The sequence below is a fragment of the Acidobacteriota bacterium genome, from assembly GCA_040754075.1.
Classification (GTDB): Bacteria; Acidobacteriota; Blastocatellia; order UBA7656; family UBA7656; genus JBFMDH01.
Map to the genome: position 1 here is coordinate 60,620 of JBFMDH010000006.1, position 21,063 is coordinate 81,682.

General features: G+C 49.2%; 18 protein-coding genes. 5 read left to right on the plus strand and 13 right to left on the minus strand.

Features of this window, described 5'->3' with window-relative positions:
• Nucleotides 1-275: 275 nt before the first annotated feature.
• Complete coding sequence (locus tag AB1757_08445; GenBank protein MEW6127054.1) at nt 276-1,298, minus strand: energy transducer TonB; 1,023 nt, start codon at nt 1,296-1,298, stop codon at nt 276-278.
• 234 nt (nt 1,299-1,532) lie between these two features.
• Between AB1757_08445 and AB1757_08450 the strand changes: the two genes are divergently transcribed.
• Nucleotides 1,533-2,558 carry an LLM class F420-dependent oxidoreductase gene (locus AB1757_08450; protein MEW6127055.1) on the plus strand — a complete coding sequence of 342 codons (1,026 nt, stop codon included), beginning with the start codon at nt 1,533-1,535 and terminating at the stop codon, nt 2,556-2,558.
• A gap of 31 nt (nt 2,559-2,589) precedes the next feature.
• On the opposite strand, the gene mltG is transcribed toward AB1757_08450, so the two are convergent.
• Both mltG and ruvX read right to left on the minus strand, forming a co-directional pair.
• A complete protein-coding gene (mltG, locus tag AB1757_08455; GenBank protein ID MEW6127056.1) occupies nt 2,590-3,822 on the minus strand; it encodes an endolytic transglycosylase MltG in 1,233 nt (410 codons plus the stop codon).
• On the minus strand, nt 3,819-4,238 hold the full coding sequence (gene ruvX / locus AB1757_08460) for a Holliday junction resolvase RuvX (GenBank protein MEW6127057.1): 420 nt from the start codon (nt 4,236-4,238) through the stop codon (nt 3,819-3,821). The genes mltG and ruvX overlap by 4 nt, the downstream gene beginning before the upstream one ends.
• Before the next feature lie 295 nt (nt 4,239-4,533).
• Here ruvX and AB1757_08465 point away from each other — a divergent pair, with 295 nt between their 5' ends.
• On the plus strand, nt 4,534-5,865 hold the full coding sequence (locus tag AB1757_08465) for a S41 family peptidase (protein MEW6127058.1): 1,332 nt from the start codon (nt 4,534-4,536) through the stop codon (nt 5,863-5,865).
• A gap of 407 nt (nt 5,866-6,272) precedes the next feature.
• Here AB1757_08465 and AB1757_08470 read toward each other — a convergent pair whose 3' ends face one another.
• Both AB1757_08470 and AB1757_08475 read right to left on the minus strand, forming a co-directional pair.
• Complete coding sequence (locus AB1757_08470; protein ID MEW6127059.1) at nt 6,273-7,181, minus strand: proline dehydrogenase family protein; 909 nt, start codon at nt 7,179-7,181, stop codon at nt 6,273-6,275.
• Nucleotides 7,182-7,295: 114 nt separating this feature from the next.
• Entirely contained in the window at nt 7,296-8,813 is a 1,518-nt protein-coding gene (locus AB1757_08475) for a hypothetical protein (protein ID MEW6127060.1), read from the minus strand.
• Between the two features lie 438 nt (nt 8,814-9,251).
• On the opposite strand from AB1757_08475, the gene AB1757_08480 reads away from it, so the two are divergent.
• Nucleotides 9,252-10,559, plus strand: coding sequence for an MFS transporter (locus tag AB1757_08480; protein MEW6127061.1), 1,308 nt, complete (start codon nt 9,252-9,254; stop codon nt 10,557-10,559).
• 89 nt (nt 10,560-10,648) lie between these two features.
• On the opposite strand, the gene AB1757_08485 is transcribed toward AB1757_08480, so the two are convergent.
• The 6 genes from AB1757_08485 to AB1757_08510 form a co-directional block, all read right to left on the minus strand.
• The gene (locus tag AB1757_08485; GenBank protein MEW6127062.1) at nt 10,649-10,981 is read right to left on the minus strand and encodes a hypothetical protein; all 333 of its coding nucleotides are present in this window, start codon (nt 10,979-10,981) and stop codon (nt 10,649-10,651) included.
• A gap of 74 nt (nt 10,982-11,055) precedes the next feature.
• A complete protein-coding gene (locus AB1757_08490) occupies nt 11,056-11,847 on the minus strand; it encodes a polysaccharide biosynthesis/export family protein (protein MEW6127063.1) in 792 nt (263 codons plus the stop codon).
• A gap of 44 nt (nt 11,848-11,891) precedes the next feature.
• On the minus strand, nt 11,892-13,271 hold the full coding sequence (locus AB1757_08495) for a TIGR03013 family XrtA/PEP-CTERM system glycosyltransferase (protein ID MEW6127064.1): 1,380 nt from the start codon (nt 13,269-13,271) through the stop codon (nt 11,892-11,894).
• A gap of 127 nt (nt 13,272-13,398) precedes the next feature.
• Nucleotides 13,399-14,475, minus strand: a complete 1,077-nt coding sequence (locus tag AB1757_08500; protein ID MEW6127065.1) for a CpsD/CapB family tyrosine-protein kinase — start codon at nt 14,473-14,475, stop codon at nt 13,399-13,401.
• 65 nt (nt 14,476-14,540) lie between these two features.
• Nucleotides 14,541-15,587, minus strand: a complete 1,047-nt coding sequence (locus AB1757_08505; GenBank protein ID MEW6127066.1) for an AAA family ATPase — start codon at nt 15,585-15,587, stop codon at nt 14,541-14,543.
• Between the two features lie 68 nt (nt 15,588-15,655).
• On the minus strand, nt 15,656-17,305 hold the full coding sequence (locus AB1757_08510) for a GNVR domain-containing protein (protein ID MEW6127067.1): 1,650 nt from the start codon (nt 17,303-17,305) through the stop codon (nt 15,656-15,658).
• A 381-nt stretch (nt 17,306-17,686) separates the two neighbouring features.
• Here AB1757_08510 and AB1757_08515 point away from each other — a divergent pair, with 381 nt between their 5' ends.
• Entirely contained in the window at nt 17,687-18,397 is a 711-nt protein-coding gene (locus AB1757_08515) for an HAD-IA family hydrolase (protein MEW6127068.1), read from the plus strand.
• Between the two features lie 79 nt (nt 18,398-18,476).
• Complete coding sequence (locus AB1757_08520; GenBank protein MEW6127069.1) at nt 18,477-20,324, plus strand: radical SAM protein; 1,848 nt, start codon at nt 18,477-18,479, stop codon at nt 20,322-20,324.
• A 30-nt stretch (nt 20,325-20,354) separates the two neighbouring features.
• Here AB1757_08520 and AB1757_08525 read toward each other — a convergent pair whose 3' ends face one another.
• Nucleotides 20,355-20,753 carry a type II toxin-antitoxin system VapC family toxin gene (locus AB1757_08525; GenBank protein MEW6127070.1) on the minus strand — a complete coding sequence of 133 codons (399 nt, stop codon included), beginning with the start codon at nt 20,751-20,753 and terminating at the stop codon, nt 20,355-20,357.
• On the minus strand, nt 20,750-20,992 hold the full coding sequence (locus AB1757_08530; GenBank protein ID MEW6127071.1) for a hypothetical protein: 243 nt from the start codon (nt 20,990-20,992) through the stop codon (nt 20,750-20,752). The genes AB1757_08525 and AB1757_08530 overlap by 4 nt, the downstream gene beginning before the upstream one ends.
• Nucleotides 20,993-21,063 lie beyond the last annotated feature (71 nt).

The window sequence follows — 21,063 nt, forward strand, 5'->3', positions numbered from 1 at the left end:
GGGAGATGGAATACCAGGATTATTAAAGATGCATAAATTCAAGGTTGTTGCAAAAGATGAATGAGCCTGATGATGAAGGGACATTCCCGGCGGATATTGCGGATGCGGCGGATTTCAACGGATAGTTAGCAGTCAAGTAATCGCATTTTTATTGCGAAGGGTGAATGCAGAAATATATCCGTCCTCATCCGCAGTATCCGCAGCATCCGCCGGGAAATTCAAATTCACATAACGAACATTGGTATTCCGTCAAATAATTTAAACTTCAATTCATCTCAACGGATATTGAATTCGATATCCACGACTACCCAGTAAGCCACGGGTTGACCATTGCGCATTGCGGGTCTGAATCGCATTTGATAAGCAGCGCGAATCGCTTCTTCGCTCAAACCGTCAGGCAGGCCTCTCACAATACGAACCTGTTTAACACTGCCATCAGCGCCAACCAGGACGCGCGCGCGCGCCAAGCCCTGCACTTTATTCTGTCGCGCCTGCTCTGTGTAATTCGGTCGCGGGCGGTTTAAAGCGATAGGTTTTACGTCAACCGCTTCGCTATTTTCATCACGGTCACGATTGTCTTTCCGTGTGCCGATGGTGTATCGGTTGTCGCCTTGATTGCCGCCTTCGCCGGGTCCAAAACCTGGGCCATTGCCTGGACCTACACCGCCCTTGTTACCTGTGCCGATGCCATTGCCTTTTCCCTGCCCATCTGATGGTGGGCTGACGACGCCGTTTGGCAAACCGGTTGGCAACAAATCATCGCGTTTGACATTGAGGTTGGGGTCGCCAAGCAATCTTTCTGCAAGCGGGATTGCCGGCGGTCTAAGCGTCGGTCGGGTCGTCGGGGCGATGATTGGTTGCTCTTCAGAATAATCGGGTCGCTCACCAAATGAAGCGGGATTTGGTGAATTGTCGCCGCCTCCACCACCTCCGTGCGAAGCCTGGTCATCGTCACCTTTGCGCAGATTGGCTTCGGGCGGCGCAGAGCCTATGGATGGAAGCCAGATCGTGTATTTAGGATTTTCGTCTTTAGAAACCGGGGAGTTCTGACGGATTGTCCAAAGGGTGAGGGTGAGCAAAAATCCGGTTGAGTAAACCAGCAGACTGATTGCCAAGCCATATTGCAGAAACATCAAGCGCCGCCGGCCGCCGATACCTTCACCTTTGATGGCACCGATGATGAAAGCTTTGGGACTCTCGCGCAGTTCACTAACCGCTTCATTGAATTCTTCAAACAAGCGTTTGAGCAGAGAGGTACGCTCAAGATTCATGCTTACAAACAAAGCGTTGTCTTGCATCCTTAAATCCTCTTTTGATTGGTTGATTGCCTCAGCACGGTTGGGCATGCAGAGCGTCTGTGCGCTCATCCATTCTGTTTTATTTTTTTACGTGGGAACTTGCCGATTGATTAAGTAGGCACTGAGAGAATGCTGGCTACGAGCGAACTTGCGAATAAAAATTAATTCCTCACATGGCATTCATCAAGGTTCTTGGTTATTGTTTGTGCGTCTATCATAAACTCGGAGGCGAAGATGCGATTAGGACTCAATTGTGGTTACTGGGGTTCAAACCCTGCGGATAATGTCACGCTGGTGCAGGAAGCGGAAAAGGTCGGCTTTCATTCGGTGTGGACGGCTGAAGCTTACGGGTCGGACGCAGTAACCACACTGACCTGGCTTGCGGCAAAAACTACGAAAATCAACGTTGGCACAGCGATTATGCAAATGACAGCGCGTGTGCCCGCGATGACCGCGATGACCGCTGCAACCCTCGATTTACTCACCGGTGGGCGCATGCTTCTGGGCATCGGCGCATCAGGCCCGCAAGTGGTCGAAGGCTGGCACGGCGTTGAATATGGCAAGCTATTGGTTCGCACCCGCGAATATGTTTACATCTTGCGCGAAATCTGGAAACGCGAGCACCCGCTTGAGCATCACGGCGCATATTACGACATTCCCGTTCAAGGCGGCACAGGACTTGGCAAACCTCTGAAACTCATTTCACATCCCTTGCGTTCAGACATTCCGATTTACATTGCGGCGATTGGTCCGAAAAATGTCGCGCTCTGTGCAGAGCTTGCCAACGGCTGGTTGCCGGTGTTCTTTTCGCCTTATCGCAAAGAAGTGTTCAAAGCTTCGCTTGACGATGGTTTTGCCCGCAGAACCGATGGCAAAACCATTGATGATTTCGATATTGCGCCAACGGTGAGCGTGGTGTTGGGCGATGATGTCGCTGCTTGTCGCAATCAAGTCAAACCACATCTGGCGTTGTATGTCGGCGGTATGGGGGCGCGCGGCAAAAATTTCTATAACGATCTTGCCTGTCGTTATGGTTATGAAGCGAATGCGCAACAGGTTCAAGACCTCTATTTATCCGGCAAGAAAACCGAAGCGATTGCTGCCATTCCCGATGAACTGGTCGATGAAGTCGCGTTGTGCGGGCCCAAAGAGCGCATTAAAGACCGCCTGGCGGCATGGAAAGAATCGGGCGTGAAGACATTGATTTGCGGCGCAGCAAATCTCGAAACCGTTCGCGTGATGGCAGAAGTTGCAAGCTAATCCGTTGACGGTTTGAATGGCGGAATCCAACTTACTGTAATTTTTGTTCTCGTAAATTGCGACGATATTCTTCAACCGCCACCGAATGCTGAGCGCCAGTAGTTGAGAAAATATGGCGACCATCTACGCCATTGGCGACGAAATAGAGATAATCGGTGTTCGCCGGATAAAGCGCCGCTTCGATTGAAGCGCGACCCGGCGAGGCAATCGGCCCCGGCGGCAAGCCTGCATAGATATAAGTATTGTATGGCGAACGCCGTTCGCGATGGCGCGGTTGATTGGGATTGCCATCGTAATCGCCCGCGACTTTCGCCGCATAAATAAATGTCGGGTCGCAAGCGAGCGGCATACCGATTTTCAAACGGTTGTGAATCACCGATGATATTTTTGCGCGGTCTTCGGCAACCCGCGCTTCTTCTTCAACCACCGATGCGAGCGTCAGGGCTTTATGAACCGAAAACCCAAGCGCCCGCGCCCGCGCCTGCCATTCGGGGGTAAACACTTCTTCAAACCGCCTGACCATCACCTCAATCAACTCTTTGGCGCTGGTGCTGACGTTATAGTTGTAGGTGTCCGGGAACAAGTAACCTTCGAGGTTCTGCGCTTCGGGCGCAATTTTGCGAATCAGGCGGGTGTCCTGCATCAATTGCAAAAACTCTGCTTCGGTCGCTTTGCCGGTTTTGGTGGCTAAAATTTTCGCAATGTCGAAGCGGTCGGAGCCTTCAGGAATGGTCACGCTCTCGTGAACCACTTCGCCGCGTTGAATTTTGGCGATGGCTTCCATCGGCGAAATCGGCGATTTGAATTTGTAATCGCCGCTGCGCAGTTGCCCGCTGTTGCCTGTAACGCGCAGGTAGGTTGTAAGCAATCGCGGATTTTTCACGATACCGATTTTCGCAAGCTCTGCGATGATAGCCTGTGTGCTCATGCCTTGCTTGACGGTAATGATGTCTTCGGCGTTGTGTTCAACAGGGGTATTTAATGTGGACTTGAACCACAGCCATCCGCCGATTGCCGCGCCAATGATTAAAATCAGAAGCCCTAAACCTACGAGGAGACAGGAACGCGCTTTTTTCGGCGTCGGTGGAAGAACGATGTCGCCTTGACGATTTGGATAAGTAGTTTCATCGGTCAATTCCGATTCAGGTTTTTCGGGATATTGCTCTTGAATCAAAGACGAAAGTTCCGCGAATTCTCTATTGAGCGGCGGTTGATTCGATGCCTTTGCGGGTGAACCGGATGGCGGTTTGAATTGTTCGTTCATGAGTTTTTCGTTGTTTGCGAAAGATAGTCCTGCAAGATAATCATTGCCGCGATTTCGTCTGACCGGGATTTTCGCTGTTGACGATTCCAGCCGCGTTCCATCATTAATTGCTCGGCTTCATAGCTGGTCAATCGTTCATCCTGCGTAAAGATTGGGATGTCGATTTTAGCGCCAAGTTGCTTAATGAACTGTAAAACTTTTTCCGCCGCATCGCCTTCGCTGCCGTCCATTTTGAGCGGCAAGCCGATGACCACGCCTTCGACTTCAAGATCGGCAATCAAAAACTGCAATCGTTCAAGGTCGCGATTAAGCGATGACCGGCGAATCGTTTCAACCGGACGAACCGTGATGCCAAGACCGTCTGATACGGCTATGCCAATGTTTTTCGAGCCTAAGTCAATGCCAAGCAACCGCATAAAAAATTGAGTATAGGTAGCCTATTTGCAAGGTGTCAATCAAACAGTCTGGAGTCGCGAGTCCTGAGTCTGGAGTCCCTGCCTCGAAGTTTTATTCTCACCTTGCGAGACTCATAATTTGTCACCTCAGCAATTGCCCAATCAAGATTTCAAGTCACCTTTGGTTGTCGGACTCCAGACACCAGACGCTCGACTCCAGACTATTAAGGTTATGCTTGCGCCTGCTCTTTTTAAAAGGTTATTATGAAAAGGTTAGAAGCCCAGTTCTGTGGTAGCTTATTCAAAGGAGTCCTGAATGCAGTTTAAGACCAAAATCGCCATTGTGGTTTTTTCAACACTGATTGCCTGCTACGCCATCGTTGGCAGTTTTATTTCGCGTTCCAGTCAGGCAGTAGCGCGTAATACACAATATGCGCAAATCAATGTGCTTGATGATGTTTTGCGACACATTATCGATGATTATGTAGAAGAACCCGACCTTGAGAAAGTTCGCGTTGGCAGCCTGCGTGGACTTGCCGAAGGGTTGGATCCGTACAGCGCGTATTTGACTCCTGAACAGGCGAAACAGTACAACCCCAAAGGTCAGCCGGGCGAAACCGGAATGATCGTTTCCAAAGTCGCAGGCTTCGCTTATGTTGTGGCGGTGTTGAAAGGCTCACCCGCCGAACAAGTCGGAATTAAAGACGGTGATTTCATTGAATACATCGGCAAACTTCCGTCACGCGATTTGAGCCTTTATGACTGCCAGCAACTCATCAACGGCGCAATCGGTTCAACCGTCGAATTGAAAGTTTTGCATCGCGGCGTGTCGCGCAAAATCACCTTGACCAGAGCCAAAGTCAATCAACCGGTCATCGAAGCGCGCACCGAAGAAACCGGCATCGGTTATTTGAAAGTGACCAGCCTGGTTGACGGCAAAGCCACCGAAATTAAAACCCAGTTGAGTGATTTGATGACCAAAGGCGCGCAAAAAATCGTGCTGGATTTGCGCGGTTCGGCAAATGGTTCGATTGATGAAGGCGTTGCTGTTGCCAACTATTTTGTCGGCGCGGGTAACCTTGCGCGAGTCATCGGCAAAGGCGGCAAAGACGCCAAGGTTTATGCGGCTGATGCCAAGAAGGTTATCTTTACAGGAGCACTGACGGTATTGGTTGACCGCAGCACTGCCGGAGCCGCTGAAATCGTCGCCGCTGCGATTAAAGACCAGAAACGCGGCGAAGTCGTTGGCGAACGTTCATTCGGAAGCGGCAGCGACCAGCAATTATTCACGCTCGGCGATGGCGGCGCATTGTTGCTCACCATTGCCAAGTATGCGCCCGCGACCGGCAAACCATTTATGGAAGAAGGCGTGACGCCGACGGTTAAAGTTGAGCGTCCCGCCGAACCCGAAGTCGTGTTGCCGGACGGTGACGATGATGACGATGAAGCCAATCAACAAGCGCAACCGCCGCAACCGACAACCCCGCCGAAACCCGAAACGCCTGTCGAAGACGTGCAGTTGAAAAAGGCTCTGGAGATTTTAAAACAAGCGCCAGCCAAAGCTCAGGCTGCGCAAAAACGCGCTGCTGTGAATTTCAAGCGCAACGTTTCCAACCGCGCGCCTTATGAACAACCCTTCGTGATGTAGTGAGAGAGTTTTATTGAAATAAAAAAGCCAGCTTGAAATTAAGCTGGCTTTTTTTATTTTATGAATGACGCGAGATTAACAATCCTATAGGTTGCGGCAAGATTCCCAAGTATTCATTCCACCTTTGCCTTTCTTTGTTTCACTTTATTGGTGAAATAAATGATGAGATTTGCCGAGGAAAACGCCACAAGAATAAAAACCAATAACAGTCTTGGGTCTATCGCATAATTGACCGAAGTATTGTACCGATAGAACTGAGCCGAAGTGATTATCAATAGGAAAAAAACGAGTCGTTTGACGTTAACGTTTTTCACCCTGAAAAAGAAATAGCGAGCATTCAAAAATGAGAGAATGTATAAAATCAAGAGGTGCAGCCCCATCGTGTCCATTTGTACAGCCTTTCGATTTTACCCTTTCACCACATTCTTCAAGATGAACCAGACGTTTGCCGGGCGTTCGGCAAGGCGGCGCATGAAATAGGGATACCAGAATTTTCCATACGGCACATAGACGCGCACGCGGTAACCTTCTTTTACCAGGCTTTCCTGTAAATCGCGGCGCACGCCGTAGAGCATCTGAAATTCATATTTGTCCGGCGCGATCTCCGCTTCTTTGGCAAACTGCCTGGTTGCTTCAATCATATTCGGGTCGTGCGTAGCGATGCCGTGATAAATGCCCGATGGCAAAAGCAGGCGCATCAATTTCACAAAATTTTTATCAACATCGGCTTTGTTCGCAAAGGCGACGGCTTCGGGTTCTTTATAAGCGCCTTTGCAAAGTCGAATGCGCGCGCCGATTTTAAGCAACTCCTCAATGTCTTTTTCGGTGCGATATAAATATGCCTGCACCACGATGCCGACGTTTTCAAATTCCGAGCGCAAACGACGAAAGATTCCCAACGTCGCATCGGTCTTGGTGGAATCTTCCATGTCGATACGCGCGAAATTATTTTCTGCGGCAGCGGCAGCGACAATGGCGCGGGTGTTTTCGTAACAGAGTTCCGTATCGATATCGAGTCCGAGTTGCGTAAGTTTCACGGAAACATTTGAATTGAGCGAATGTTGTTTGATGGCTTCAATCAAACGTTGATATTCGCGGACTTCGGCGCGGGTCTCTGCTTCTTTGGAAATCGATTCGCCGAGATGGTCAAAGGTCGCCGAAATATTTTTGCTGTTGAGTTGCTTGATGGCGGCAACCGCCGCGCTGATTTCTTCGCCTGCAACAAAGCGTTGGGTGACGGAATTGAATGATTTGAATTTGGTAAGAAAATTTTTCAAGCCCTCGCTGGTTGACATATACAGCAGGGCTGATTTCATGATGGATTCCATTAAAATTGCCTCTCGAAAATGATTCTACCCAGATTAAACGTGAGCAGCATAAACTACAGGTTGAAAGCAAATCAACTATAACGAACCGCATGGTTCAACGGTTCACCATTTATCTTTCAACAAGGCGTCGGCAGCCTGTAATACATCGGTTAAAACCTGCGGTGAATCTATCGCCTGATTTAAAGTATCGACCGCCACCACGCGGCTTGCAGCTTTGCCAGTGGGTTGCCAACGCGCCAGCATTCGTTCGGAGGTATAGCCTGCGAAAACGTCTACGCAAGCGACGTTTAATGCCGCCGCGATGTGTTGCCCGGCAGAATCGTAACCGATATACAAATCGCTTTCACCGATGAGCGCGGCGAGCACGCCGATGCGCCCGCGCCACACCAAGACATCCGCAGCAAATGGTTTTTTATCTGTGAACCGGTTTAATTTTTCTTCATCAAATTCGATTACCGAAACCTTGCGATTATCAAACGTGATGTGCTGCGCTTCCTGAATGATGGCATCGGCGCGTTTTAATTCATCTTCGCCTGCGCCTTTATCGAGAATGATTTTTGCGCCACGCTGTAACAGGTTCACGACTACCTGTTGTTCAAATTCATCCGATATGCGTTTGGCGGGATTTTCGCCGACACCGAAATTGATGGCAATGATTGGACGCTTCGATGAACCGCGCAACGCCTTTACCAATCTCCCGCCGGATTCGCAGTCCGTCGCCCGCAAATAGATTTCAGGATAAATACGTTCATCGCCACCAAAGACCGCATTGAGCCAGACCGAGGTCAACTCGCTCAGTGAATGCGCAGTGCGATTTCCGAGTTCACGACTGGGAAAGAAAAAATAATCGTCAACGATTTGCGCTTTACGATGCTCATCAGGATTAAATTTTTCCGCGCGCGATAAAGGCAACAATCCCAATTGAGTTAAACGGCTGTCAGGGTCAACGATTAAATACTCCTCTTTGCTTAACCCTTTCAGACAATCCTCAACACTCGCCCGTACATCAAGCCAACTGAGCAATCGTTCGGTGAGTGTCCCGGCGCGTTGATATTTGATTTCGGCAAATTGAATGCGGGCATTGCCGCCGAATAACTCGATGGCTTTGGCGTTGCCGATGAGCACAATTTTGGCGCCGGGAAATTCGCGTCGCAATCGGTTCACCACGACGCCATTAATAGCAACGTCCGCGCCGATGGTGACGCGCGATAAAACGATGATGACTTTGACTTGTTGTTTTGCGGCTTCGCTTCTTTGAAACCGACGAACATAACGCAGTTGTTCGGCGCGGGTGATGAAATCGCTTTCATTCGTTAAACCATATTGGGTCAATGCCTCATCAATCGCTTGCCCTCGCGTGGTCTTGCGACAGTATTGAATGAGTTGCGCGAACAGCCGGTTGTAAAGCAACACCGCAGACGGCTCGAAGGAATCCGCCAGCGCCTCGACGAGTGACGCGAAAATGGCTCCTGTAGCCGCTTTCAAGATTTCGGGATTTTCCGACGAGGCAAGCTCGGCAAGCTGTTCAATGGGTTCGCGCAGATATTCGCCCGAAGCGCGATAGGTGGTCAGAAACTTTTCAACCAATTGTCTGGGATTAAACTCTTGCTGCATGGTCATTGGTTTTCTTTGACCTTGCATTATGGCATTCACTGAACCGGCTTATCAAAGCGATGGCAGGTAAATTGCGGAGGTCATAAAAGTTCAGACGGAATGCCACTCTGTTCATTATTGAGTTAAATTTCCCAGCGGATGCGGCGGATCGCGCCGATATTTGCGGATTTTCCTTTTGAGCGCCTGCATAACCCTCTGTTATCAGGCGGTTCCAGCAAATAGCAATAGAACATCCGTCCGCATCCGCCGCATCCGCAATATCCGCTGGGAAATGCAATTTTGAATGTTAAACGATGGGGTTTCGTCAAACCTCTTGTTATGAAATTTCAATCGCCCCGCTTTACCCAAAGCAACGCTTGATAATCTCTGTGGCAATGCAGTAGTATGCCGCAGTTCTTATCTCGACAAATCTACGATTTGATAAAACGTTCTAGGAGAAAAATAATGGAAAATTCCAGCACCTCATCCAGCACACGCGGTTCTCTGCTGATGGCTATCGCATTTTTCGGCATCTTTGTTTATGGGCTACTCACGGCTTTGCCCGGCACAGTCATTCCCGATCTCGAACGCGGAAAATTTTTGCCCAATGACGCGGTAGTCGCAAATTTCCTGTTAATCAATGCCATCGGCGCGGTGCTGGCTTATGTCATTAGCGGTCCTATCACCGATAAAATCGGCAAAAAATTTACTCTCTCGATGGGCGCGGTTTTAGTCATTGCCGCGATGGCAGGTTTTGCTTTGGTGGTCAGCAGAGTGGAACCCTCGTCTGCCAGATTTTTAGTCTTTCTCTGTGGATTTGTGCTTGGCATTGGCGCGAATGCCATCGTCAGCGCCGGTCACGCGCTGGTTGGCGATGTTGCTGTGAGTTGGCGTGATGCGGCGCTGAATCTGCTCGATATTTGTTTTGGGCTTGGGCTTTCAACTTTGCCGCTGATCTTCAATCCGCAAGCTGCGCTGTCGCAAATTTTCTGGATACTGGCTGCTGCTGCGCTCGCGCTGGTGCTGGTTGTCGTGGTGCCGAAATTTCCCAAACCGTCGCATCCCGAATCATTCCCGTTCAGTGAAGCCAAAGGTCTATTCGGTTCGCTCTCATTCTGGTTGCTGGCAATTGCGTTGTTTATGTATGTCGGGTCGGAAGTCGCGGTCGGGAAATGGGTGACGACGCTGTTGCAGAAAGATTCGCAGTTGCTCACGAGTTTTGGATTGAATGAGCAGATGCAGAATATGGCGCGCACCTCGGCGGATTTTTTTAAAGAAGATGCGCTCGGTAAAAATGTTGCCGATTTCGCTTTGAAGACGCTGTCGTGGTTCGGATTTTCGTTGATGATTGGTCGGTTGATTTCGAGTTTTCTGCTCGGCGTTGCCAAGGTGAATAGCTTTCTGTTGCTTGCCGTCGGTTCTGCGATTACCGCAATCGGGCTTGGTCTTGCGTTCAATTCGACTTCGCCGGAAGCCGTGCGCTGGGGAGTTTTTGCAAGCGGCATTGGCATGGGTCCAATCTTTCCGACTTCGGTTGGTCTGGCATCGGCGATTGCGCCGCGTATTGCCGGAACGGCGATGAGTTGGGTGATGGGTATCGGCTTTGCCGGTCTGTTAGTGATTCCGCCAGCAGTTGGTTATATCTCGGAAGCCGTCGGCGGCGAAAAAGGTGATGTGCGAAAAGGGCTGATGTTCGTGTTTATAGCGACTCTGGTGATGCTTCTCTTACACATCGGTTTGATGATCAGAGAGCGCAAACGCAGCAATGTTTGATAGTGAATTTATTGAAGCAAGGGTCTGAGACCCTTGCTTCAACGAATAGCTAATCTCGATTCCCGGCTTCAACGGATTTACAACTGAAATTATCTTTGCGAATAAAAACGTCGCAGCAAATCATCTACCTCTTTCTTTCCCATCACTGCAAAAATTTCTACCGGTTGAAGGTTCAACCCTTCGGCGAGTTTCAAGGTCGTTTCAACATTGAGGGTGTTGACCACCGATGAAAGAATTTTCGACAGCAACCCCTGGTCGAATCCGGTTTCCCGACAAAAATCAATTTGCCTGAAACCCCTGGCTTGCAGGTGCGTGTGAATCAATTCGGCTAACGGGCTGCGACGAATTTCCTTTTTTTGAATGGGGTTTATCAGATTGCCGGTATACGAAGTGTTTATCAATTGCGGTATAGCTTTAGACATAAAATTCCTTAAAACGAATATTTCTTGAGAGCTTGAGGCGCAACTGCGAACGGTTTCAAGGAAGGCGTTACAACTTAACGTCCGCCGCGAAACAGAAATGAAACAAAACCTGTGAGTCCGACAAGGCTTGAGTATTTGCTGATGGTTTTGAAAGTGTTGCCGTTGACGATAATCGTATCGCCACGTTGAAGATAAATATTTTCTTCGGGGCTTGCTTTACCCGCCATAATTTTCTTCACGTTGACTTTCAAGGTTTGTACATTACCGAAATCGTCCTGGCGCAAAACCGTAACATTCGATTTGTTGCCTAAATCGGTGATGCCACCGGCTTGGGTGATGGCGTCAAAAATGCGCATCGGACGCATTAAGATTTTTACGCCCGGGTCGCGCACATCACCGAGCACGCCGTATTTCGCGCTGTTGGATTCAAGCAAGGTCACCGTAACTTTCGGGTCGCGAATGTATTCGGAAATCGCTACGGTTAAATATTCCTGCAACTGGTCGATGGTTTTTCCCGCGACATTAACATTGCCAAGCAACGGATGAAAGACCTGACCGAGTGGGGTGACCGCAGTTTTTTCAATTGAATCCTCTTTGTGCTTCTCAATGTAAATCGACATCACATCGCCCGCGCCAAAGCGATAGCCTTTATAAAAGGTTTGATAGACCGAACTGATTTGCGCCTGAATGGCGACTTCTTCATCGCTGGTCATTTGCATTTCGGCAGGTTTTGCGGCATCTGCGCGAACGGCTTGCCCTGAATTATTTTGCGCCAACGCTGAAATCGCGAAGGCGAAAATCAGACAACCGGCAATGAAATTTTTTGCCAGTTGTTTGCGCGTGAAGGAAATTTTCTTTTTCATCATTTTTGCCTTCTGCTGATGAGTTTTGTTGCCATCAGTTATTACTTTTACCTGCCGCCTTTGCCGAAAAGTACGGTTTTTACGGTTTCAAAGACAATGACGGCGTCTAAGAACAACGAACGATTTTTAATGTAATAGAGGTCATAACGCAGTTTTTCAAAAGCGTCTTCGACCGACGAAGCATAAGGGAATTTGATTTGCGCCCAACCCGTCAACCCCGGTTTGATGAGGTGGCGCTGTTGATAATAGGGAATCATTTCGCTCAACTGTTCAACAAACACCGGACGTTCGGGGCGCGGGCCGACGAAGTTCATATCGCCGCGTATGATGTTGATGAATTGCGGCAATTCATCAAGCCGGAGTTTGCGAATAATGCGTCCAATCCGTGTCACCCGTGTATCGGCTTTATCAGCCCAGATGGGTCCTGTATCTTTTTCAGCATCCACACTCATTGAACGGAATTTGATGATATTAAACAAGCGACCATTTTTACCGACGCGCGCTTGCAAATAAAAAAGCGGACCGCGAGATTCCAGTTTGATGGCAACGGCGACCAGCAACATAATCGGCAACGAGACGACAAAACCGCAGAGCGCAAGCCCCAGATTCAAAACCCTGCGAATGTGATTGGCAATATCGGTCAGGCGACTGCCGCGCGAAAAGATCAACCAGGACGGGCGCAACAATTCGGTAGCGATTTTGCCTGTCAGCTTTTCGTAATAACAGGCGCATTCTTCGACGGCGACGCGACCACTGAGACTCAAATTCAATAACTCTTCGGTTGGGAAAACACCCGTGCCGCGCCGGTCTTCCAAAGCCACGACGATTCTATCCACCTGATGTCGTTCGACCAGTTCGGAAATGTTTTCCGTCAGTCCCAAAACCGACGGGTTGATTAAGCTCTGTCCGATGAGTTCCGGTTTGTTGTCAACAAACCCGACAACATGAAAACCGGCGTTGCGATTTTCCAGGGTGGCGCGCGCAGTTTCAACCGCCTGAGTGCCGGAACCGAGAATCAAAACACGTTCACGAACGCCGAGGCTGGCGTGCCCGGAAAGCCAGGCGACGACCAATCGCCATGCGGTTATCATAAGTGCTGTCAAAGCCAACGCGATTAGAAAAACGCCGCGTCCGACTTCCAGTTGCGGCACGGCATAAAACAATATCGAAAGTAAAATAGTGACCGTGAAAAGCGCTTTAATGATATTGGAAAAGACGCGGCGGTAACGGCGGGTTGCCGACAGATCATAAAGGTCAAACAGATAAAAGGTCAGTTGGATGGCGGCGACCATAAAAATCAATTTTGCCCAACCGCGCCGCGCAAATAATTCCCACCAAATGCTGTCGAATAATCGAATCGTACCGGCAATGACGGCTACCAGATACAACAATACTGTTTCTGTGAGGACAAGAAAAATTCTACGCATAAATACTCCCTTGCTCGATTCCCACAACCACGAACCAGGGATTCAGGGGCAATCGCTCGGTTTAAGACCTATCCCACTACCTGAATCACTATGTAAAACAGCCTGTGAAGAAAGCTGTTTTATACCCTTACCGTGAGCCGGTTTTTCGTTTCTTACGACTCGTCGACTCTTCATTAAATTGGATTTCGTTGAGCACCACTCCGACCCGCTGCTCTTTCGGAATAAATTTCAAGGCTTCGGTCACACGTTGATGAGGCGTATGACCGGCGCGTGTTACCATTACGGCGGCATCGGCAACCGCGACCAGACTCTGGGCATCTGCGGATTCCAAAATTGCAGGCGCATCAATTACGATAAAATCAAAATAATCCGCCAGTTCCTCAAAAAATTTCTTACCGCGCTCGGAGGTAATCGTGTTAGACGCCTCGACATTAACCGATGATTGGTTCTTTCCTGGGGATAAGAGGTAGAGTCCGTTGGGATCAAGGCGCGTGGCTGCCGTCGTGAACTCCGCTTGTTGATCAATGATGTCCAGCCAACCGCTTTGAGTAACGACGCCCAATTTATCATAAACCGATGGGTTCTGTAAGTTGGCATCCAATAACAGCACACGTCGTTCGGATTGTTTTGCCATCACCCAGGCGAGGTTGGTGGCAATGATGGTTTTGCCTTCGCCGCTCTCGGCGCTGGTAACCAACAGGGTCTTCAATTTTTTATTTTTGTTTGAAGTCATATTCAGCAGCCGCACGGCAAGCGTTCGATAACTTTCAACTGCCGTGGCATCGCTGTTGGTCAAAGCGACCAGAGGTGGCTCCACCGCTAAGGCGTTTAACCCGACGAGGTGTTGCGGTTCGCTAAAAACTTTGGCTGCCGGGGCTTTTGGCGCAACCGTTAAATGGCGTTGCGTATCCGGTCGCGAAGTCTGCACGCTCTCTTCTAAAACGGTTTCCAGCAGGTTCACCACTTCATCTTCTGTGATGGCGGGTTTAGGGGTTGCGGGCGATTGAAATTCGACCACGCGAGACATTGTCGAATGTCCGAAGCCGAACCCTGCAAAGCGATAGTCTTCGCGTCCGTTAAGCGTTTCTTCGCTTGCGAGCGATTCGTCGCGCAACGATGAAGGGTTATCGAATGATTCAATCTTTTGCGCCTGCTGCTGACGCTCTTTCCAATCTTTTGCCAGAGCTTTGTAAATTCTACCCATATCAACAAACCTTAAAATTTTTGCTAGTGCTGAATTCTCTTTATCTAAACGTTTTCGTTGAGCAGTTATTTCAACCGCACCTTTTTGAAAAATCTGAGCGGCGCGTCCCAATCATTCTCATCCGTCGAGTCACCTTCTTGAGCAGCGGCGCGTTCTGATTCCCATGCCATTTTTTTATCGCTTTCGTGAAGATAATGAACATTACTCGGTTGCCCGGAAGGGTGTGACGCGACCGGCAAAAATCGGTCGAACGCTTCGTCCACTTCCGCAGCAATATCCGTGGCATTGTAAGAAAGGGCGTAATCGATGGGCACCAAATCCAAATCTTTTGCCACCTCTTCGATAATCTCCGTAGTAATCACCCGGCTCTCTTTGCCGTATCCGGTGAGCAAAGCATTGTCACAAGTATTGTTAATGATGCGCGGAATACCACCTGAAAGTTGATGAACCAAACTTATGGCTTCCGGCTCGAACAGGTTCTCATTTTTCGCGCCGGCAACTCGCAACCGCCAGCGAATATATTCGGCAGTTTCGCGTGGCGCGAGCGCTTTAATCGCGCACTTGAGACTGACGCGCTGTTTCAATTGCCGCTGTTCGGGGCGCGACAGGGTTTCGTGCAATTCCGGTTGACCGCAGAGGATGATTTGCAGAAGTTTTTCGCGAGTCGTTTCAAAATTCGATAACAGACGAATTTCTTCCAAAAGGTGCGGCGCAAGCAAATGCGCTTCGTCAATCACCAGCACGGTCGTCAGTCCTTGTCGATGACGGCTGACAAATAATTCGCCGAGGCGGCGCAGCATGGCGGCTTTCGAGGGTTGCGGTTGAATGCGAAATTCGGTCGCCAGTAAATCAAAAAAATCTTTTGAAGAGAGCAGCGGATTGAAGATATAGGCTGCGAGGATGGTGCGATCCAGCGATTGCAACATCGAACGTAAAATGGTGGTTTTGCCGGTTCCCACTTCGCCCGTGACCACCACCAGCCCTTTGCTGTTTTCGATGCCGTATTGCAAAGTGGCAAAAACTTCCAACAGGCTCTCGGTACGGAATAAATATTTAGGGTCGGGTGACAGACTGAACGGTATGTCTTTCAATCCGTAAAACTGCTTGTACATGTTTTTCTCCTGATCGAACTTCTTTATATTATTTAAATGTCAAATTGACTTTTCTTTCTGCAATTTTCTTATTTCCTAATGAGCAATGAGAAAAAGTTCGTAAACATAAACACGCCGGTTAAAACAAAAACCGCTAAAACTGCGGCAACCGTTCCCAGAAATATTTTTCGCTGTCGTTGTCGAGCTTCGCGCTTCTGGTCTTCGGCGGTCAGGGTTTTGGGAATCGCCGCCAGCATCGGTAGCTTGGTGTAATATTCAACGTCTTTGCTGTCTTGCAAAGATGCGAAGCGGCGAAATTCGAGCACGCCGGCGAAAACGGCTCCCACAGCCAATCCCAGGATAGCGGCAATCAACATCATCACCTTGCGGTTCGGCGCAACCGGTAATTGCGGCACGCTTGCCTGGTCAATGACGCGGTACTGTTCAACTTTGGAACTGCCGACCGTTTTCTCTTTCAATTCGACGTCCTGTTTTTTCGCCATCACCTGTTCGTAATCGGTCTTCATGCCGAGATAATCCTGAGCGATGCGCGCCGAACCCGCGTCTTTGGTTGCAGGAGTTTCAGTCATTCCCGGATTTCCGCCAGCCGTCGTCACCGCCATCGGTTGCGGCGGATTTGCCATCTGCCGGGCAACCGCTTTGTGGGTGATTTCCAAGTCAATTTTCAATTGAGTGCGTTGCGTTTCAAGCTGGCGCAATTGCAGGGCTTCGGCGGTCTGGCTTGTTACCCCACCGGCTTGTCTTTTTAAATCCTCAATCTGCCGGTCGAGCGCGGCAATCTGTTCATTGACATTTAAAACCTTGGGGTGCTTTTCGGTGTAGCCCTGATTTTTCAGCATATCGTCGCGTTGCCCGACGAGTTCGGCGCGCTTGGCAATCAATGCCCCGTAAGCGGCATTGCCGGGCATCGGTGAAATTTTCTTTTGTTGCTCAACGATGGGTTTCAATTCCGCAATGCTTTTTTCAACTTCAGCAAGTTGTTTTTCGAGTTTTTCCTGCTGGTCTTTGAGGCTTTCAACGCTCATGTTGTGCGCGCGCGCCGCATCGGCATTGGCTTTGGCAACCGACGCCGCATTACTGCTGCCGCCACTGCCGAACATCGGAATGATCGGCATATCTTTACGCAGGGTGAGCAACCACGGGTGGCTCACTTCCAATTCGTGCAGTTGAGCGGAAAGCTCTTCGGCGCGTTGATTTAAAATTTGCGCTTCGCCGGAAACATTTTTCTGTATGGCTTCGACATTATTGCGAATGAGTTGATCGGCGAGTTCAGCCGTGACCTGTTGCGCGACTTCCGGATTCTGGTCGCGGAAAGAAATAGAAAACGCTTTGGTGACATTTTCAGGATTGGGCGGAACTTCAACCGAAACCTGATCGCGCACATCGGCAATGACATCATCTAAACGCGCGCCTTTTTGCAATTCGTTTTTATAAAGCCCGAATTTATTAATGACCGCTTCGATACTCGAACGGCTCGTCACCTGCTGTTTAATGGTGGTCAACCGTTGGGATAAATCCAGCGAGGTATCGCCCGCCGCGCTTTCGCTTTTCGGCGATTCGATGACAATAAAAGTCGAGGATTCAAAAATATTCGGCATCCGTTTGATGGCGATTGCCGAAGCAATCATGACGACGATTGCCGGCACCAGAATCGCCATTTTATGACGACGGAAAGCATCCAGATATTCGTTAAAATTGCGAGGCCTTATCGAATCCATTTCCTTTTAATCCTTTTCTATCTATAGAACTTTCGCGGCAAGCAAAGAAATTGCGACTTGCTTCAATAAGGTAAAACACCAATCCCCCTCACTTTCCAGATATTACAATGAGTGAGTGCTCGAATACATTCTGGCTTGCTTCGTCCAAAACAGCAGAGAGTTTAGCGATTTAGCAGTAGAGAGAGGTTGCTACATGGACACGCATTCGGAAGAGAGTGGGAGATGATTTCCCCCGCTTACCTCATTTCTGAAAGAACAATAAAGGCGCACATTCTAACAAGGAGTTTTTCAATCTCCAAAGCCCTAAACAAAGAAAATTTGCATGATTGCCGGTTAAATTTTCCTGAAATATAATCCTGGTTTCATTAAAAGGATAAATTGATGCAACACCCACACGACTTTCAAGATACCCGCACCATTCTATTCGACCTGGACGGAACGTTGATAGATACGACGGAATTGATTCTGCAAAGCTTCGCACACACCTGGCAAAGCGTTTGCGGCTATCAACATTCGCGTGACGCTTTACTGAGCACCTTTGGCATTCCTTTGCGTGAAGCCATGCGAAAACTCTTAATCGAATATCCGGCGGAAACCGAAGCCATCGCCAGCACGAATTTCCAGGACGAAAATGGCACCGTCGAAAGCCTGCTTGCAACTTATCGTCATTTTAATTTCCATAATCACGATACGATTGCGCGACCGTTTGCCCATACGCGAGAAGTGGTTTCAACGCTACGGGCGCGCGGTTATCGCCTTGGCGTCGTGACTTCCAAAGGACGGGAACTCGCCAGACGCGGTTTGCAGTTATGCAGCATCAATGAATTTATTGAAGAAGCGGTTTTTCTCGAAGACACCACCATTCACAAACCCAGACCGGAACCGATTCTGTTGGCGCTTGAAAAATTTAAAACCGAAGCCCGGCATGCAGTTTATGTCGGCGATTCGTTTCACGATATGATTGCCGGTCGCACTGCCGGGGTGAAAACCATTGCTGCCGCCTGGGGACCGATGCCGCGCCGTGAACTCGAACGCGAAGCGCCGGATTTTATTGCCGAATCGATGAACGATTTATTGGAAATTTTTCATTGATCATTTTGATTCGCAAAATACTAGGCACACGAAAAATTCGTTGTGTAGTTTGTTATTTTTGTGTTGAAGTATTACTCGGATGCAGAAAATAAAAGGACGTTATAAAAAAATCCGTGAGCAGGAAACCGGACGGGTCTATCACAAACCGCGTGGGCGCGGACTGGATATTGCGCTTGCCTATCCGAATACCTATTACATCGGCATGTCGAACCTCGGTTTCCAGGCGGTCTATCAACTCTTCAATGCTTACGATGAAATCAATTGCGAACGTACCTTTGTTCCCGATGCCGATATTGAAAAAGAGTTCGAGCGCACACGCGCGCCGCTACTGACGCTTGAGTCGGAAACCCCGGTTGGTGATTTTGATGTGCTGGCGATTTCCGTGTCATTTGAAACCGACTATTTAAACATTCCGAAACTGTTGCGGCTCGCAAAACTCCCAGTTAAATCCGCAGAGCGCAACGACTATCATCCGCTGGTCGTGATGGGTGGGGCGGCGGCTTTTTTGAATCCCGAACCGGTCGCCGATTTTGTCGATGTGGTTTGCGTCGGCGAAGGCGAAGTTCTGGTTCCGGCTTTGATTAACGCGATGAACGAAACCGCATCGCGCGAAGAATTGCTAGTGAAGCTTGCGCAGGAACCCGGATTTTACGTGCCGAAATTTTATGATGTGCATTATCACGAAGACGGTTCGATGGGATTCATTCAACCGACGAACGGCGCGCCGCGTCGCGTGTTTACCATGCGCAACCCGATGCGCAAACAGGAAGGCTTCGGCAAATTTGATGATGCGTTTATTCCGGCAAGCGAAATTCTCACCGCTAACACGGAGATGAGCGGGCGATACCTGATGGAAATTTCGCGGGGTTGTTCGATGGGCTGCCGCTTTTGCTGGGCAGGTTATTCATACCTTGCGCCGCGGGTCTTTTCTGCGGAAAAACTTCTCGAACGCGCCGCCGAAATGCGCCAGCACACCGATAAAATCGGTCTGGTTGCAACGGCTGTATGCGACCATCCTGAGATTCACGAACTGCTCGACGGACTGGAAAAGCTCGATTACCAGGTTTCGGTTTCGTCACTCAGATTAGACCAGATTTCTCCTGAACTTTTGGACGCTCTGGTGCGGCGCAACGACCAGCAAATCGCCATCGCGCCGGAAACCGGTTCTGACCGCTTGCGTCGCGTCATCAACAAAGATTTGACCAACGACCAGATTGTTGAAATTGCCGAGATGATTCTCACGCGCGGCATCTTCAATCTGAAACTGTATATGATGATTGGATTGCCGACCGAAACCGACGAAGACCTTGAAGCAATTGTCGAACTTACAAAGCGCATACGCGAACGCATGATTGAAATCGCCCGTCCGCGCGGGCGCGTCGGTTCAGTGATTGTCTCGCTCAATGCCTTTGTGCCGAAACCGCAGACGCCTTTTCAGTGGGAACCGATTGAATCGGAAAAAGAACTCGACCGCAAAATTAAATTCATCACCCGCGCCTTAAAGCCGGTTCCCAATGTTGAAGTGCGCGCCATGTCTTCGCGCATCGCTCAACTGCAAGCCTTGCTCAGCCTGGGCGACCGCCGCGTATCGGAATTTATTTTAGAGGTTGACCGCACCAGTAACTGGCGACAGGCGATGCGCGGCTGGATGGATTTCGCTTTGCGTCGCCGGTCGCTTGATGAGCCATTGCCGTGGGACGTCGTTGATATAGGGCTGACGACCGAGTTCATGAAAAAAGAGTACACTCGCGCGATGGGCGAAAAGATTACCAAGCCCTGTCCGGCGATTGATGTCTGCATTCGTTGCGGAGTGTGCGACCCGCGCAATGTGCCGGAGAATGCTCAATCGCAACTGGAATGGATGAAACCTGTGGTGACGCTCAGTTACAACCGCGCAGAAACCGCGCTTGCAGCAACCGGTGATTGATTTATGAAGACCATGATTTGTTGACTTCAGTTAAAGTATTTCTACTTTAGCCTCAACACAGCGAGACAGCGAAGCATCGCCGGTTAAAAACAAATCCGAATTTTCTTTAATAGCAGTTGCCAAATGGATGGCATCGGGAGTTTTGAAGCCATAAGTAGCGCGAAGTTCTGTTGCTTTATCAATGATTGCTTCATCAATTTCAACAACCTTCACCGACGTTTGCGTAAAAAAGGCGTCAAATTTTGCAAGTAAATTGCTCTCTCCATCGCGTAAAGGTTTTACTCGACATTCAAGTTTAGAAAGAATGGAAGTGATAACGGTTCCGCCCTGCGATTCAAACAGTTTAATTTTATTGATTACCTCATCTCGAAAGGGTGAGACGCTTTCAATCGCATAGATAATGGAATTGGCATCCAGGTAAAGTTTCATTGTCCATTATCCCAGGCATCACGCTCTTCGCGGATTTGCGCGTCAATTTCTTCTTTAGTGCGCTTGCCTTCAGGGAGTTGTTGCAGAAATTCAAATACCGGCTGGTTATGGCAAATGCGGCTTTTGCGAACCAATCGCAGAACAACTTCCACATCGTTTGTCGTTTCCAAAACCGGTTCTTCCAGTTCAACGGTAGTCGGACTGGTTAATCTTCCTTTAATGAGAAGGGCTTCTTGCATCGGTCTTTTCCCCTGTATCGAAATTTTGCGACATGATGATATGCAATTGAAATATTCAAAATATTTCGTGC